The 17,086-nt window shown below is 45.5% G+C and carries 11 protein-coding genes and 1 riboswitch; of the genes, 8 read left to right on the top strand and 3 right to left on the bottom strand.

Features of this window, described 5'->3' with window-relative positions; translation table 11 throughout:
• Positions 1 to 4: 4 nt before the first annotated feature.
• The 3 genes from ACDC99_RS05955 (at position 5) to ACDC99_RS05945 (ending at position 5,118) form a co-directional block, all read left to right on the top strand.
• Complete coding sequence (locus ACDC99_RS05955) at positions 5 to 1,636, top strand: DUF5123 domain-containing protein (RefSeq protein ID WP_022316008.1); 1,632 nt, start codon at positions 5 to 7, stop codon at positions 1,634 to 1,636.
• A gap of 337 nt (positions 1,637 to 1,973) precedes the next feature.
• The gene (locus ACDC99_RS05950) at positions 1,974 to 3,095 is read left to right on the top strand and encodes a hypothetical protein (protein WP_370756176.1); all 1,122 of its coding nucleotides are present in this window, start codon (positions 1,974 to 1,976) and stop codon (positions 3,093 to 3,095) included.
• A gap of 223 nt (positions 3,096 to 3,318) precedes the next feature.
• On the top strand, positions 3,319 to 5,118 hold the full coding sequence (locus tag ACDC99_RS05945) for a pectate lyase family protein (RefSeq protein ID WP_044074104.1): 1,800 nt from the start codon (positions 3,319 to 3,321) through the stop codon (positions 5,116 to 5,118).
• 132 nt (positions 5,119 to 5,250) lie between these two features.
• On the opposite strand, the gene ACDC99_RS05940 is transcribed toward ACDC99_RS05945, so the two are convergent.
• Positions 5,251 to 6,177: a hydrogen peroxide-inducible genes activator gene (locus ACDC99_RS05940; protein WP_022316183.1), complete on the bottom strand. Its 927-nt coding sequence runs from the start codon at positions 6,175 to 6,177 to the stop codon at positions 5,251 to 5,253.
• A 967-nt stretch (positions 6,178 to 7,144) separates the two neighbouring features.
• Between ACDC99_RS05940 and ACDC99_RS05935 the strand changes: the two genes are divergently transcribed.
• Together ACDC99_RS05935 and rpe are read left to right on the top strand one after the other, a co-directional pair.
• Positions 7,145 to 7,270: a hypothetical protein gene (locus ACDC99_RS05935; RefSeq protein WP_262503124.1), complete on the top strand. Its 126-nt coding sequence runs from the start codon at positions 7,145 to 7,147 to the stop codon at positions 7,268 to 7,270.
• Positions 7,271 to 7,299: 29 nt separating this feature from the next.
• Positions 7,300 to 7,950 (top strand): ribulose-phosphate 3-epimerase, encoded by a 651-nt coding sequence (rpe, locus tag ACDC99_RS05930; RefSeq protein WP_022316185.1) that lies wholly within the window; start codon positions 7,300 to 7,302, stop codon positions 7,948 to 7,950.
• Between the two features lie 255 nt (positions 7,951 to 8,205).
• Here the strand turns inward: rpe and ACDC99_RS05925 are convergent, their stop codons facing one another.
• Both ACDC99_RS05925 and ACDC99_RS05920 read right to left on the bottom strand, forming a co-directional pair.
• On the bottom strand, positions 8,206 to 8,805 hold the full coding sequence (locus ACDC99_RS05925) for an RNA polymerase sigma factor (protein WP_042517861.1): 600 nt from the start codon (positions 8,803 to 8,805) through the stop codon (positions 8,206 to 8,208).
• Positions 8,806 to 9,008: 203 nt separating this feature from the next.
• A riboswitch (cobalamin riboswitch) is annotated at positions 9,009 to 9,218 on the top strand.
• Positions 9,219 to 9,564: 346 nt separating this feature from the next.
• Positions 9,565 to 10,104: a DUF6359 domain-containing protein gene (locus tag ACDC99_RS05920; RefSeq protein ID WP_288745561.1), complete on the bottom strand. Its 540-nt coding sequence runs from the start codon at positions 10,102 to 10,104 to the stop codon at positions 9,565 to 9,567.
• A 470-nt stretch (positions 10,105 to 10,574) separates the two neighbouring features.
• Here ACDC99_RS05920 and ACDC99_RS05915 point away from each other — a divergent pair, with 470 nt between their 5' ends.
• The 3 genes from ACDC99_RS05915 to ACDC99_RS05905 all read left to right on the top strand — a co-directional run bounded on the left by ACDC99_RS05915 (position 10,575) and on the right by ACDC99_RS05905 (position 16,861).
• Positions 10,575 to 13,187 (top strand): glycoside hydrolase family 88 protein, encoded by a 2,613-nt coding sequence (locus ACDC99_RS05915; RefSeq protein ID WP_288768312.1) that lies wholly within the window; start codon positions 10,575 to 10,577, stop codon positions 13,185 to 13,187.
• Between the two features lie 62 nt (positions 13,188 to 13,249).
• Positions 13,250 to 15,022, top strand: coding sequence for a pectate lyase (locus ACDC99_RS05910; protein ID WP_370756173.1), 1,773 nt, complete (start codon positions 13,250 to 13,252; stop codon positions 15,020 to 15,022).
• Between the two features lie 486 nt (positions 15,023 to 15,508).
• Positions 15,509 to 16,861 carry a choice-of-anchor J domain-containing protein gene (locus ACDC99_RS05905; RefSeq protein ID WP_370756171.1) on the top strand — a complete coding sequence of 451 codons (1,353 nt, stop codon included), beginning with the start codon at positions 15,509 to 15,511 and terminating at the stop codon, positions 16,859 to 16,861.
• Positions 16,862 to 17,086 lie beyond the last annotated feature (225 nt).

Here is a 17,086-nt window from a genome sequence, read left to right as displayed (position 1 = left end):
CAAGATGAAACTGAATAAATCAATTATAAGCAAGGCTCTCTTCGGAGCTATGATGCTCCTCGGAGGTGCGTCGTTCACCGCTTGTACTGAGACGAACGACTGGGACGTTGATCCTGCTTACGACCGTCTGTTCCATTCCTCCAAGGTTTCCGTAAGCCCAGGTGAGGACCAGGCTGAGGTTACATTCAAGAAGATGCCAGATGCTGAGTTCTACGTAATAGAAATCAGCACCGACACTCTTTTCGATGAGGTTGAAACAACTGAGCATAGCATCTATTTCGGTGACAAGGAGGATGCGAGAATCACTACTTCTCCTTACACTATGACAGGACTTGAGGGTTCTACAAAGTATTACTTCCGTATCAAGAGCTGCGCTACAAACGGCAAGGGTTCTACATGGAAGTATCTTGATGATACAGAATCAAACTATAGCTTCACAACCAAGTCTGAGCAGATTATCCTCGATGTTGTGCCTGGTTCAAAGACCGTGAAGGTCAGCTTCAAGGCTGGCAAACAGATTACTGAAGCACAGATTGTAAAAGACGATGAGGTGCTCGTTTCACAGCCTGTTACTGCAGACGAGGTTGCTGCCGGTGAACTCACAATCAGTGGTCTCAATGCAAAGACTTCTTACACTGTGCAGCTGCTCAACGGCGAGAACGTTCGTGGTAAGATGAAGTTCACTACCACTGAACCTTTCCCTGACGGATACGAGGTTATCAACGTAGCTGCTGGCGATGACGTGAAAGACCTTCTTGCTAATGCCACTTCAGACAAGGTTGTTGTTGTATTCCCACAGGGAATGGAATATACCGCTCTGAATGAGGAGGCACAGACCTCTACAATCAAGGTTCCAGAGAATATCAAGTCTGTCTATTTCTGGGGAGCAGCCGGCGAGTCTAAGGCAACTGTCAAGTTCAAGGGCGTTTCCTTCGACTCATCAAGCATGGATGTTGTCCGTTTCTATAACCTCAATCTCCAGTATGGTGCCAACTCAGACGGTTACGTATTGAACCAGTCTGGTACTTTCACTCTCAACTCTCTCGAGATGGAGAAGTGTGACGTTAAGGATATCCGTGGTATCTTCCGTTTCCAGAGTATCGTGAATTCTACCGTCAATGCTATCAAGATAAATGACTGTGTATTGACAAACATTGGTACTTATGGTATCGTGAATACCAAGGACCAGAAATCATTGACTTTGGGAACAGTCAGCATTACCAACAGTACTCTCAACACAATCAACTCTGTGTTGACGAATACAAGCCAGGCTAACTTCTCTATCACTCTCGACCACTGCACAATCTGGAACTGTGTTCCTGCTACCAAGCCATACTTCGACTTGCAGAAGCAGACAGGAGTTACAGTAGCTTGTACAAACTCTCTCATCGGAGCATACTACGACTTCAAGGATGCAGCGCAGACAGTGAAGGGTAGCAGTCTGAAGGATATCGATGCTACTGGCACTGTATATACAAGTGACTTCAACTGGAACTCTGGTTATGAGATCGGTTCTCAGATTTCTGAGACATCTGCCCAGCTCTGGGCTAATCCTGCCAAGACTGGTGCTGACTTTACAGTGCAGAACTCTTCTTACAAGAATCTCGGTGACCCACGTTGGATTCCGGCAGAGTAATGATATAGATTTTAATTTTAATAAATAATAAAAGATGGAAAGTTCAATGTGCAGCTTTCCATCTTTTATTTTGTATACGAGGTGACATGTCTCTTGCTCCTTACATTTGGCAAGTTTCCAACTATGTTTCCTGGCCTTGATTTTTCCCCCACAGCGTGGGGAACATCACCCCCTAATGTGGGGTTTCATTCCCCACGTTAGGGGGAGAATTCTATATGATAAAAAGTCGAATGACACTTTTCTGTTGGACGTCCCTAAAAAAAAGTAATGTAAGTGTCCGTAATTCACATAAAATGTGTAAGTTTGCAAATATAATAACCTGTAAACGCCATAGTATATGATATTACATGTAGCCAATCCGATTTACGACTCCGTGTTCAAATACATAATGTCTGACGAACGCATATCAAAGACCATCCTCTCTGCACTGCTGAAGAAAGAGGTGGTGAAGGTGGAGATGCGCCCGCACGAGTATGTGAACACCACACGAGACACGCTTTCAATGTTCCGCATTGACTTTGCAGCCACCGTGAGGGAGAAGGATGCTGAGGGCGAGGGATTCAAGGACCGCGTCATCCTTATAGAACTGCAGAAGACATGGCTCGACACGGAGACCCTGCGCTTCCGCCAGTATCTGGGTGCGCAGTACAGCAACAAGATAAACATCCGCAAAGACTCGCCGAAAGGCTTCGCATATCCAATGGTTGCCGTTTACCTTCTCGGACATCGAGTCGGCGACATTGAGGAGCCGGTGGTTTATGTCAACCACGACGTGTTCGACTACAACGGCGAGGTGGTAAAGGCGGGCAAGGAAGACCCGTTCGTTGAAAGTCTCACCCACAACAGCATAATTGTGCAGATACCGAGGTTGAAAGGTCGTGTGAACAACCGCCTTGAGAAGGTGCTCAGCGTTTTCGACCAGTCGAGGAAAGATGCGGAAGACAAGCAGGTTCTCAATATTGACGAGAACAAATATGAGGATGATGCCGACATGATGTATATGCTCCATCGTCTTACAGCCGCTGCCGCCGACTCCGAGATGCGTCAGGACATGAACGTGGAGGATGAATATTACAAGGCAATAGAGGACCGTGACACGGCAATAATGAACCGTGACAAGGAACTGAAGCATAAGGATGAGCAGCTCCAGCAGAAGAGCGAACAACTCCAGCAGAAGAGCGAGCAACTCCAGCAGAAGAGCGAGCAGCTCCAGCAGAAGAGCGAACAGCTCCAGCAGAAGAGCGAACAACTCCAGCAGAAGAGCGAACAACTCCAGCAGAAGAGCGAACAACTCCAGCAGAAGAGCGAGCAACTCCAGCAGAAGAGCGAGCAACTCCAGCAGAAGAGCGAGCAGCTTAAAAACATAGTAAAATCTCTCTATTCAAAAGGTATGAACATTCTGCAAATTGTAGAGATAACCGGAATTAACAAAGATGAGGTGGCAGCGATCTTGAATTAGAATGCTAAATCGTTTTAAACCGAGTATTAAGGAAAATGTGATTTTCTTAATGCTCGATTGTTATATCGCCGTTTTTTTATATCTTCGCTATTTGAAATATATTGAGATTCCTTTATTGTCGTGGTTTAATGGCAAATTCGATTCTCGACGTTATGACTACTATACAAATCAAAATAAGATGAAATTAGACAGAAAATTATTGACTGATGCTGCAGTTGTGTTGATGTCAGCATCTGTGATGTCGGCTTTTGCCGACAATCAACCCGCATTCCCTGGAGCCGAAGGGTTTGGTCGCTACACTACTGGCGGTAGAGGCGGAACCGTGTATCATGTGACGAAATTAGATGATGACGGATCGGAAGGCACCTTCCGATGGGCTTGCAACAAGAGTGGAGTCAGAACCATCGTGTTTGATGTCAGCGGTACGATATTCCTGAAAAGTGCTCTGCAGTTGAAGAAAGGTAATGTCACAATTGCCGGACAGACAGCCCCCGGTGATGGCATTTGTATTGCTGATTACCCCTTCACGATAGATTCTGACAATGTTATTCTTCGCTTTTTGCGTTTCCGTTGTGGCAATCGTCATGTGGACAAGCACGAGGGCGACGGACTTGGAGCGATGGATCGTAAGAATATCATAGTGGACCATTGCTCTGTGAGCTGGAGTATCGATGAATGCCTGTCCGTCTATGGCAGTAAGAATCTCACCGTGCAATGGTGTATAGCCTCACAGAGTCTGAAGAACTCCGGACATTCCAAAGGTGCCCATGGCTATGGTGGCAACTGGGGTGGAAGCGGTGCATCGTATCATCATAACCTGCTTGCCGACCACGATTCTAGAACTCCACGACTGGGTCCGCGTCCCGGAACCCAGACTGACGAAAGGATGGATATGCGTAACAACGTGATATACAACTGGGGCGGCAACGGCTGCTATGGCGGTGAAGGAATGAACGTGAACATCGTGAACAACTATTATAAGCCAGGAGCTACAACGCGGAAAAGAAGCAAGACCATCCAGCGCCGCATCGCTTGTCCGGGTATACGCACTGTGGACTACTGTCTGGACAAGACACTCCTTGCAGCACGATTCCAGCAGACAACCGGTATAACCTGCAATAAAAACGACGTGAAAGGGTCGGCAGAAGATGGCAGAAATTATGTTACCATCAAGGGAACGAAGTACGAGATGGATATGAGCGGAAAACTTGCCACAATCACCGTGAATGGCACTCAGATTAATGTACCGTGGAATGATTGGGCAAAGATGCTCCATGTGTGGGGAAAATTTTACGTGGAAGGCAATCATAATCCAGATTGGGATGTGGTGAATAAGGATAACTTCAAGTATGGCGTTTCCGACCAGATTGACAAGACCGGCAACGATGGCACTTATCCTGGTGATGAAGCAATACAGTTGAAGACACCGATGGTATTTGAGACCGTTACTACCCATACTGCGGCAGATGCCTTCAACCGTGTGCTCGACTATGCCGGTGCGTCATTGCGCCGCGATGCTCTTGACAAAGTCATCGTAAGCGATACCCGTAGCGGTTCTGATACCTATACAGGCAGCGGATGCACGTCAGGCATAATCAACAGTCAGGATGACACGAAGCCAGCCGACGCTTCTGCAGACTGGAGTCCTTGGCCAACACTTGCCACAGATACTTCTATCGACGTTACAGATACTGATGGCGACGGAATGCCGGATGGTTGGGAAGATGCCAATGGACTCGACAAGAATGATGCTGCAGATGGTAATACGCTCGCTGCCGATGGATATACCAATCTGGAGCATTATCTGAACAGTATCGTGGAGAGTATCATGACTAAAGAGAACGAGGGAGGTAGACTCCTCAGTGGCAGTATGACGTATGAAGATGCTGCAGGTATTGCCGATGTTACGCTGGATAACAACAATGTGGAAGATGGCAACATCTATAACCTTCAAGGTATGCGTGTAGAACACACTGTGGATGGTCGTATTTACATCAAAGACGGGAAGAAATTTGTTAAGTAGACGAATTTGCTTGACAATGAAATAAAAGGTTGAGTAGGGGAGTGTGTAATCCCTGCTCAACCTTTTGTTCTTTTATCGCTTATAGCAAGCAGTTATAAAATTCTTAATATAACGGCCAATGACTGATTTGGGCTAGATTCTCTGCTCTGTATTGTTGTAGGTCAGCATACTTTGCGGCACGTTGTCTTTCACGCTTTTGATTATCAGTTCAGCCATTGAGTGGCGCACGAAAGTCTTTGTGGTAAGCAATACCACGTCTCTCACCGGTATAGGCAGTGCGAAGGGGCGCACCAGTCGCATCTGTTTGTCGGAAAGTTGGCTAAGGGCGAGTTCCGGAATGAACGTCACGCCCTGTCCGTTTTCCACCATTCTCATGAAAGTCTCTATGCTGCCGAGAGAATATTTTGATTTGCTCTCTGTTGCCGATTTCAGATCGCAGAATTTCACAAGTTGGTCGCGGAAGCAATGGCCCTCGTCGAGAAGCCACAGAAACTCGTTGCCAAGGTCCGAAGTCTTTATGTTCTTGTTGTTGAACAGCGGGTCGGTTTCTGCCACATAGGCTATGAACTGCTCATAATATAGCGATGTCTGGTTGAAAGCCTCCAGCTCGTCGAGTCTCACGGCGATGGCAGCGTCCAGTTCGCCGCGGTTCAATGCCTTCTTGATGTCGGCAGTCTTCATCTCGATGATGTGGAAGTCGATGCCAGGATTCTCCTTCTCCAGTTTGGTGAAGAAGCGTGGCAGCAGATATGGCGCTATCGTGGGCAGTATGCCGATGCGGAACGAACCATTCAGCGAGTGTTGTTCTTCAGCTACGATGTCCTTTATCTTGTTTGCTCTCGAAAGCACCTTCCATGCCTGTTCCACCACAAGTTTGCCGATGGCAGTAGGAGTGACCTGTTGTGATGAACGTTCGAAGATTTTCACTCCGAGTTCCTTCTCCAGTTTCTGAATCATGGCGCTCAGTGTGGGTTGTGTCACGCCGCACTGTTCTGCGGCATTGGCGAAGTGTCTGTATCTGTATACAGCCACGATGTATTCCATTTGTTGTAGAGTCATGGGATGCTTTCCTCCTCTAATGATTAATTTGATTAGCGTTGCAAATATACTAAAAAAAAACGTTGGCGGAATATATTTAAAGCATATTAACCCAGATGGCAGCTTGGGACTTAAAGGGCACGGTGCTTACCCAACAAGGGCACGGTGCTTACCCCTGATGGGCAGAATTGCCGTCCTATGTCTGTCCGATACATTCATGCATACCATATTCATGTTTTCAGATTTCAGCCAATGCATTAAGAAATATGAATTCAGCTTCAGTAAATAGAAGCTTTCTATCTTTTGACAGTCATTTCAGCCTATGCTTTTTTCAGAACACTTGCCTTTATAAACAGTAACAGAATTAGGTGATAATTCTGCTTGCAAAACGTTGTGGTTGTGACTGGATTACTTGTAAAAATCTTGAATAAACCCGTTGGTGGAATTAATTTAGTGCACACTTATTACTAATGACCGATTTGGGTTGAAATTGGGCACGCTGCTTGCCCATCTGGGGCACGGTGCTTGCCCATCATGGGCAATGTGCTTGCCCCGGATGGGCAGAATTGCTGTCAGGCGTATGCCCAATAAATTAATGTTATAACACCCATATTCCAGTTTCCAGGATTCTGCCAACGCATGCAATTCATGTCGTCTGAATTCCTTACATCTGACAATTCCTTTCATCAGCAAATCATCCAGACAATTGGCTGACAGTTGATAGATGGTCAAGTGCCTGTCTGTCAGAATATTACGGCAAAAAACCAGATGGTCTGACAGTTTTTCGGAAATTCTTGTTTTTACTGAAAATCAGCGATATTGGCAACTTTTACTCATATCTATCAACATAACATAATTCCGCCAACGGGAAGTATTCCCATTGGGGTATGCAGATCGTAATCAGAAAAAAATATATCATAATGTAATAAATCCCGAGGAGATGCGTTAATACAATAGAGGGATGAATTTATTTCAAAAAACAATGCCTATGGAACATTTTACTTCAGAAAATCCAATGCCGTCGAAGCGTACTATCGACATTATCAAAGCCATTGCCTACACCTATAGGGTGATGAACATCAATGGCAGTATGAAATCCTATTGTCTAAACTGATAAACAGAAAAACATATTTAAAAGAATTTATGGCAACAATTATTTCTCCATCCCTGCTGGCTGCTGATTTCACAGACTTGCGCCATGAGGTGGAAATGATTAACAAAAGTGATGCTGACTGGTTGCATCTTGACATTATGGACGGAACATTCGTTCCTAATATCTCATTCGGATTTCCCGTTATCGATGCGGTGGCAAAGATTTGCAAGAAGCCTCTCGATGTGCATTTCATGATTGAACACCCTGAGCGTTATGTGCAGCGCACGGCAAAGACCGGCGCCATGATGATGAACGTGCATTATGAGGCTTGCGTGCATCTGCATCGTACTGTGCAGGAGATTCACGATGCCGGCATGAAGGCTGGTGTGACTCTCAATCCTTCAACTCCAGTCTGTCTGCTTGAGGATATCCTGAATGATGTGGACATGGTGTTGCTGATGAGCGTCAACCCCGGATTCGGCGGACAGAAATTCATCGAGGGCACTATCGACAAGCTGAGAGCGCTGCGTGAGATGGTGGACAGGAAGAATTCTCGTGCTCTGATACAGATTGACGGTGGTGTGCAGGCTGAGACCGCTCCGCGTCTCGTTGAGGCAGGTGCGGATGTTCTTGTTAGCGGAAGCTATGTGTTCAAGGCTGCCGATCCTATCCAGACAATCCATGATTTGAGATCGCTCTGATATGGAAGTTTTCCTCAATATAACAATAATGTAGGTTGCATGGTGAAGACCATTGGGGAAGTATGTATGTGATATTGATTCAAGAATAAAATAATGCGGGTAAATCCATAGTCCTTTTGAGAAATATGGATTTACCCGTATGTTTTTTAGATGTTATATAGACCTTTTAAACCCAAGCGGCCTGATGACCGATTGAGGCTAAAATATAAGTTCCTGTAGTTGAAACGTCATGAGTGCTGCGTTTATGGCTTTGTGTCAATAAACGGTTTCAAGTGACAGCTTATTCTTTCTCGCCATTCTTCTCATGTTGAGTATGGCGTATCTCATTCGTCCCAGGGCAGTGTTGATGCTCACACCGGTAGTCTCGGCGATTTCCTTGAACGACATCTCCTGATAGAAGCGCATGAAGACAATTTCCCTCTGTGTCGGAGGCAGCAGGTTCATCATCTTCTTCACATCGCGCAGCACCTGCTCGTTGACATATCTGTCCTCGATGTTGAAGTCTGTTATGTCGTTTCCTGTGACATTCGAGAGGTCGTTGTCGTCAGAAGTTTCCACGATGTTTTTGGCGCGGTTGTCTCGATACCAGTCCATTATCACATTGTGGGCGATGCGCATTATCCACGCCGAAAACTTGCCGGAGTCAATATATCTGCCCTCCTGCAGTTTTGTTATCACCTTCACAAAGGTTTCCTGGAAGATATCATTAGCCAAGTCCTGCTCGTGCACTACGAACAGGATATATGAAAACAATTTGGATTGATTTCGAGATAATAACAAATCGAAGGCCTGATTGTTTCCTCTAACGTATGACAATGCCAACTCTTCATCGGTCATTTCATTTAGTCTTATCATTTTAATTCAATTTTTTAGTGAAGTAAATGATGTTTCAATAGGCTTTAGAATTTTATTTGTTATTATATAATAATGTTCTCTCTTTTGCGTTTTTATCTTTTTCATAGATGTTCAACACACTTGCAAAAGTAAGTATAAATGTTTGTTTGAACAAATTTTTTTCTTTATAATGCCGTTTTTTTTTGAAGTTTCGAAAAATGTTTATAAATTTGCACCGTAAAGGTTCGCCTAATACGTGATTGAAAGGGAACGGAGTGAGAATCTCCGACTGTCCCGCAGCTGTAAGCTCCTTTATGCTCAGTGACGACAGGCCACTGCCCAGAAGAATGTTTCTTCGGTTTTTCTGTTTCGGGTGGGAAGGTGTCATGAGAGTGGAGCGAAGTCAGAATACCTGCCTTTATGTTAGTCTTTGCGGAATCTTCTCGATGTAAGGAGTGGAAGCGTAATTGTGTAAATATATGAAGCGGTTGATATGTAGTCGGCAGTATAATTTGCTTGGCGACATTCGCTTACGTCATAATTGTGCTTGACCATACTTTGATTTCGGCAGCTTTTGCGGGACGTTTGGTATGGCAATCATACGTGTATTATTATATAAGTTATTTTTTATGCTGAGAAAAGGCATTGTCGTGAGGCAATGCCTTTTTGTCGGTATGCTCGGCATGAGCATTGTCTGACTGACGCGCAAGTCCCGAATAAGACTTGATTGCGGAAATTGAATAGCCTATGTAAGGGGCGTTCATCGAGGGGCGTTGCTTTTCATTTCAGTTCATAACTCAATATCTCTTTCATTCCTGTCATCTTCATGTATTTTGTCTGGTAGCCATATATGGCAACGAGCCGTTGTATGTTTCCAGGGTTGTCCACGAGGTTCAGGTCGCGGCGAATCTTCGAACCGTTCTTCAATTGTATGGCTATGACGTTGGATTTTGATTTCTCGTTCTTATCGTCGGCGATGAGGATGGATGTGTTTGATTCATAGGGGCTGTCGAAGAAATACTTGTAGCCTCCCGTTGATGTAGCACATCCTACGATATAGCCTTTCACGCAGATGGGGTCTTCGAAGACGTGGTTCTTGAATGTGTATACGTCCACCGTGTCGGTGCTCACCCATTCAGTATCGTTCTTTCCGTCACCGTTTGCCCATCCGCCGTTGTCGCCATTGTTGCCGGTGGAGGTTGATCCGTTGACTTTGTCGTTGTTTTCCTTCTTGTTTTCAGTGTCGTCGATTACGGGCTTTTCGCAGCAGACGAACGACAAGATGAAGAAGAAAAGAAATAGACTGTATATGTGTTTCATTGGAATGGTGTGTATAATTGCTTTTTGTTTATTTGACATGCAAATGTAAGCAATCAAATGCAGAACTCCAAAGATTTGCCGTCTTTTGTATTCAAGGGATAGCTTGGGCAAAAAAAGAGGTTGGCGCAGGATGCTACCAACCTCATGAGATTTCGTAAATGGCGAAATCATAAATAAGATGCGGCAAATGTAAGCCTTTATTATGAAACTTGCAAGAATTCCGACTATAAAATGTTGAATTTAACAAATTGTCCCGTTTTTTTATGTTATAAGGCAGCTTTTGTGTCATTGCTTTTAGTGTGCGTGTCATTCAATGTCGTGGTTCGCTATATGATAAATGCAAATAATCCTTATTTTTGTTGTTATATTTTTCTGATGTATTTTATTATGCGTATCTTTGCAGCATCAAAAAATAAAACTACTATTGTATTTCTAAAAAACTTAACTGAATACATTTCAAACAAGACAGTATGAAAAAGCTACAAGCATTTTTACTGCTTTGCTTGCTCTTCCCTATGAGCCTATTGGCTTCGGTGTGGGATACAGACTACAAGCAAGTGGAGCAGAGCATCAGAGAACCGAAGTTCCCTAACCGCTCCTTCAGCATCACCAAGTATGGCGCTTCGCTGAAGAATACGGCAGCCAAGAACCAGAAAGCCATTAACAAGGCCATCGAGGCTTGTTCAAAGGCTGGCGGCGGCAAGGTGGTTATCCCTGCCGGAACATGGAAGACAGGAGCCATCAGACTGCGTAGTCATGTAAACCTCGTGATAGAGAAGAACGCTACACTCTTCTTCGAGTTCGACCGCAGTCTCTATCCCCTTGTTGAAACACGTTGGGAAGGTCTCGACTGTATCAACTACTCACCTCTTATCTATGCTTTCAAGGAGACCGACATCGCCATTACCGGTGAGGGAGTTATTGATGGCAACGGATCTGACGAGACTTGGTGGCTCATGAGCGGCAAGACTCCGAAGAGCCGCAACATAGAGGTGAAGGAGAAACAGCAGAATCCTGGCGGCCGTGCCGATTTGCTGCAGATGGCAGAAGACGGTGTGCCTGTTGAAAAGCGTGTCTTTGGTCCGTGGAAAGGTCTTCGTCCTCAGACGGTGAACCTCAACCAATGTGACGGAATTCTCATCGAGGGCGTAAAGATGATACGATCACCATTCTGGGTTATGCATCCGCTGCTGAGCAAGAATATAACGGTGCGTGGCGTACACGTTGAGAACCACGGTCCTAACGGCGATGGCTGCGACCCTGAGTCTTGTGAGAACGTGCTTATTGAGAACTGTATCTTTGATACCGGCGACGACTGTATCGCAATCAAGAGCGGACGTAATGAAGACGGCCGTGAGGGCGGTAAAGGTAAATACGTGGGGCGTCCAAGCAAGAATATCATCATCCGCAACTGCAATATGAAAGACGGTCATGGTGGTGTGGTTCTTGGTTCAGAGATTTCAGGAGGATGCAGCAACGTGTTCGTTGAAAACTGTACGATGGACAGTCCGGACCTGGATCGTGTGCTCCGCATCAAGACAAACTCATGCCGTGGCGGTGTGATTGAGAATGTATATTTCCGCAACGTGAAGGTTGGACAGTGCCGTGAGGCGGTGTTGAAGATAAACACAAACTATGAACCAAAGGAGAAGGGTCGTCGTGGCTTCTATCCAACCGTGCGCAACGTATACATGGAGAATGTGACCTGCCAGAAGAGCAAGTATGGCGTTATGATCGTTGGCTTCGACAACATCAACACTATCCACAACATCAATCTGAAAAACTGTAACTTCACAGGAGTATATGGCCAGCCTGTGTATATCACAGGCCAGACAGACAAGCCAAACTATGAGAACCTCGTAATCAATGGTTCACAAGTGCTCTCGCAGCTGCCTTACAAGACATACAGCCAGTGGATGGCACACTCAGAAATGCAGCGCAATCCGGATCCATGCTATCTCGATTTCGCAAAGACTCCAAAGTGGGGCTATGTGGTTGGTATAGAGCAGGAGGCACTCCTCGATGCCTATCTTTCAAGCAAAGACGAGAGCATCATCAATTATCTAAAGCAGTATCCAGCCAAGATGATAGACGAAAAGGGTAATATCACAGGTTATGAGTATTCAGCTTTCAACCTCGACAATACCCGTCCGGCGCGTTTCATCCTGCGTATGAATGAACTGTTCCCTGAGAAGAAGAATGAACTTGCCTTGAAGACCATCTTCAAGCAGCTTGAGAAACAGCCACGCACAAACGACGGCGTATGGTGGCATAAGGCTATTTATGCATATCAGGTGTGGCTCGACGGAGTATACATGGGTCATCCGTTCTATACAATGGCAGCCCCAAAGCTGAAAGGCGAGAAAAAGGCAGAGAAATATTACGATGACACTTTCACACAGATTACCAAGACATACAACAGAACCTTCGATGACAAGTCCGGTCTTTGGAAGCATGCTTGGGATGAGACAGGCGAGATGTTCTGGGCTGACAAGCAGACTGGACTCTCGCAGCACACCTGGGCTCGTGCACAGGGATGGTTCGCAATGGCAATCCTTGAAGTTCTCGATGCAATGCCGGCAGACTACAAAAACCGTCCGGCTCTCGTAGCGATGCTCAACGACGTGATGACAAAGACCGTGAAATATCAGGACAAGAAGACTGGCCTTTGGTATGACGTAATGGACGTGAAAGACAATCGTAACTATTTTGAGGCAACAGCATCTTCAATGTTCTCTTACGTACTGCTGAAGGGCTCACGCCTCGGTTATTTCGGTGACGAACTGAAGGAAGCCGGCATCAAGGCATACAAGGGAATCCTCAACAATTTCGTGAAAGTGAATGCCGACAAGACCCTTTCTCTCACACGTTGCTGCGAGGTGTCAGGACTCGGTCCGGGTCTCAGCGCTAAGGTGCTGAAGGCAGCTCCAAAGGTGAAGGAGAACAAGCGCCGCGATGGTTCTTTCGAGTATTATATCAGTGAGCCAATCCGCGACAACGACGGCAAGGGCGTTGGTCCGTTCATCTGGGCTTCATTGGAGATGGAACATCTTGGCTACGACGTGGAGTCGCTCAACAAGTAACGACTCCGTTGCTGCCTTATCCAAAAGGACGCATAAAATCAAACTAAAACAAATATCAAATTATGAAGAATTTATGTTTGCCATTGGTAGCTTTGGCACTTTCCGCTTCAGCATCAGCACAGACTGGTGCTCCTGCCTTTCCTGGTGCTGAGGGATTTGCCCGTTACGCAGCCACCGGAGGACGCGCTGCCGATGGTACGACAAAGGTTTATCATGTCACAAATCTCAACGACAGCGGCACTGGTTCACTCAGATGGGCTTTGTCGCAGTCTGGTCCTCGCACCATCGTGTTTGACGTGAGCGGTTACATTGACTTGAAGTCAAATCTCAAAATATCATCAAATACCACTATTGCAGGCCAAACTGCACCAGGCAACGGAATTACACTCCGTTATTACACCGTGGAGTTCACAAACTGTGATAATGTCATCGTCCGCTTCTTGCGCTTCCGCCGTTCACAGGTGAAGTATGTTGACGACGGTGCCGATGCAACATGGGGAAGATACCGTAAGAATATCCTCATCGACCACTGCTCTATGTCGTGGAGCATTGATGAGCTAGCGTCTTTCTATGACAACAGGGATTTCACCCTGCAGTGGTGTATGCTCGCCGAAGGCCTCAACGCAGGACATGCTAAAGGCGACCACAGCTATGGTGGTATTTGGGGTGGAAAACCGGCATCATTCCATCATAACTTCCTTGCCCACGTCCAGAACAGAGCACCTCGCTTCAATGGCGCCCGCTATAACTGGAACGGTTATGACAAGACCCAATATGCCAACTCCATACAGGCAGAGAGGGTAGACTTCCGCAACTGCGTGGTTTATAACTGGGGTAACGGAAACGGTTGTTATGGCGGTCCTGGTGGTGGCTATGTGAATATGGTGAACAACTATTTCAAGGCTGGTCCTGGCACGAAGAACAAGACTCGCGTTACGCAGATTTCATTCTCTGATGCATCAAACGGCGGCGACAATCCGTTCCCCAACTATTCCAGCCGTTATTTTATCAGCGGAAACTACGTGTCTGCAGCCGGTTCCAAGGCTGCCAACTATGATTGGAGCGGTGTGATTTACGACCAGAAAATCAAGATAGGCAATGATTATTATATGCAGGATGCCAAGCATTATTATGGTGAGGATCAAACCTATGTGAAGGATGCCAGCGGTGTAGACTGCATCAAGATAAAACTTGACAGTCAGTTTGACCCGGGCACCATCACGACCCAGACCGCTGAGACGGCATACGAGAAGGTACTCGCATACAGTGGAGCGAGTCTCTATAGAGACGCTTGCGATGTGCGTTATGTGGAGGAAGCAACCAATGGTACTGTTACCTATAACGCTTCTCATGCCAATGTTCCTGGTATTATCGATGTTATCAACGATCCGTCTTCAGACAGCCAGAATTCCGCTACGGCAAGTTTCCCCGAACTTCCATCAGAATCACGTGCTGCCAACTATGATACTGATGGCGACGGCATACCAGACGAGTGGGAGATTGCCAACGGTCTTAATCCTGATGACCCAAGCGATGCACAGTTGAAGACTCTCGATACCGCGAAGGGTTGGTATTCAAATCTTGAAGTATATCTCAATTCTATCGTTGAGCATATCGTGAAATCACAGAATGCTGATGCCGTGTCGCCAGTGGATGAGTATTATCCAGCGTTTACATCAGGCATTTCTGCTTCGTCAACGAAGTCTGAGGTTAAGTCAATCGAGTATTATTCACTGAATGGCGTCAGACTCTCTGAGCCACAGCAGGGAATATCAATTCGCAAGATGGTCTTGACAGATGGCCAGACTGTAGTAGACAAAGTCTTGAAGAAATAATTTCAATTATCTTGAAACGGTCGTTGAGGTTCGAAAAATTATAATTCCGCAAAATGACCGTTTTCTAATTAGCGATAAAGAAGGGAAGTGCTGTTCGGTGCTTCCCTTTTTTAATGACTTTTGTTTCTTAACCTTATTTTAACACGCAAAGAGATACTTCATATCTATAAAAGTTCTATCTTTGCATAAAATAAGCTTCGGCTCGGGATAAGAAATGAATGTCTTCATTTCATTCTCCTCTCGCCTTGCATTATCTTTGCATAAAATAAGCTTCGGCTCGGGATAAGAAATGAATGTCTTCATTTCTTTCTCCTCTCGCCTTGCATTATCTTTGCATAAGATAAGCTTCACCTCAGCATAACACTCAAGCAAGCTTGATGTTCTGCATTCGCCTTGCATTATCTTTGCATAAGATAAGCTTTGGATTATAAAATTGCTCAAGCAAATAAAATTGTGTAAATATATTGTTTAATTAATTATTACATTATGAAGAAAACTTTACTCTTATTCGTTTCATTGCTTATGACAATGGGAATGTTCGCACAGTCTAAGACTGCGAAATTCGATTTCACAGGCGAGTCTGCTTATGGCATGACACTTTTGAGTGGCTCTACAAAAGAATACAACGCTGACCCTACGGTATGTACAGAGGGTGATGTCACTCTTACTCTCAATGGTCAGACCCGTTGGTGGAAAGCAACCAACGGCAACGAGTTGCGTTTCTATAAAGGCGCAGATATGACTTTCAAAGTGCCAGAGGGTAATGTCATCACAAAGGTTGAGCTTACAGCCAAAGTTCCTGCAAAATTCGAGTCTGCTGTAGGTACATACGCCAATGGCACATGGACTGGTTCAGCCAATAGTGTGGTTATCTCAACCAACATTACAGAGAAGAACACTCCGATCAGCTCTGCTGTAGTGACATACCAGTCATCTTCCGCTCCAATGAAGAAAGACCCGGCTCTGTCGTTCAGTGAGACTACAGCAAGTGGTGTTGTAGGCGAGGCTTTCGTTGCTCCTACTCTCACAAAGGCTACCACTGCTGCCGTGGTTTATACTTCGTCAGACGAGGCTGTGGCTACCGTTAATGCTGAGACAGGCGAAGTGACACTTCTCGCTGCCGGTGAGACAAAAATCACTGCTACTGCTGCAGAGAACGATGAATATAATGGTGGTTCTGCATCATATACACTCACTGTTACAACTCCAGCTCTCGATGTAGTTAAAGAGCCTTACTCAGAGTCGTTTGAGACAGAGTTCGGTTCCTTCGTTCTCGACAACGTGAACCTTTCTGAGGGTCTCTCATACGTATGGGCTATCGACAAGAGCTATAAGTGTGCCAAGGCTTCTGCTTATGTCAACAAGAAGAACCTTCCTTCTGAAAGCTGGCTCGTTTCTCCTTGGATAGAGCTTTCTGCAGCTGAAGTAGAGCGCAACCTGTTTTTCGACCATGCAGTGTCTAAGTATTTTGGCAATGTTTCAGAGGAGGCTACATTGTGGATCAAGGTCGAGGGCGGCGACTGGACTCAGATCACTTCTATCGCATATCCAGAAGTGCCACAGGACAAGAGCTTCTCTCCTTTTGAGACTCAGACAGTAAGCCTTGCCGGTTATGAGGGCAAGAAGTTAAAGGTTGGCTTCAAGTATATAAGCACCGACAAAGCAGCCGGTACATGGGAAATCAGAAACTTCAAGGTTAGCACCGATGTTTCTGGCATCAACGAGATCAAGGCTGACAAGCTCGACGTCAATGCTCCTGTATACAACCTCGCAGGTCAGCGCGTAAATGCCAATGCCAAGGGAATTCTCATTCAGAATGGCAAGAAGTTCATCAAGTAATGTTCTGAAGGTATTTCCAGGGTAAACAATATCCCTAATCATATTAAAGTGTGTCAACCGAATGGTTCAGACGCACTTTTTTTTATTTTCATTGATCCCAAATCGGTCGTTGGCGCTTGCTTGAATTCTGATTTTTCAGAAGAGTGGATTTTTAACTGAAAATTCCCCTATCTGTCATTATGTCCGTTTGAGGTTTATTGTCAGATGGGGAGCTATACTTCAGTT

The organism is Prevotella pectinovora (assembly GCF_041323955.1).
Taxonomy (GTDB): domain Bacteria; phylum Bacteroidota; class Bacteroidia; order Bacteroidales; family Bacteroidaceae; genus Prevotella; species Prevotella pectinovora.
This window is presented reverse-complemented; position numbering and strand designations above follow the sequence as displayed.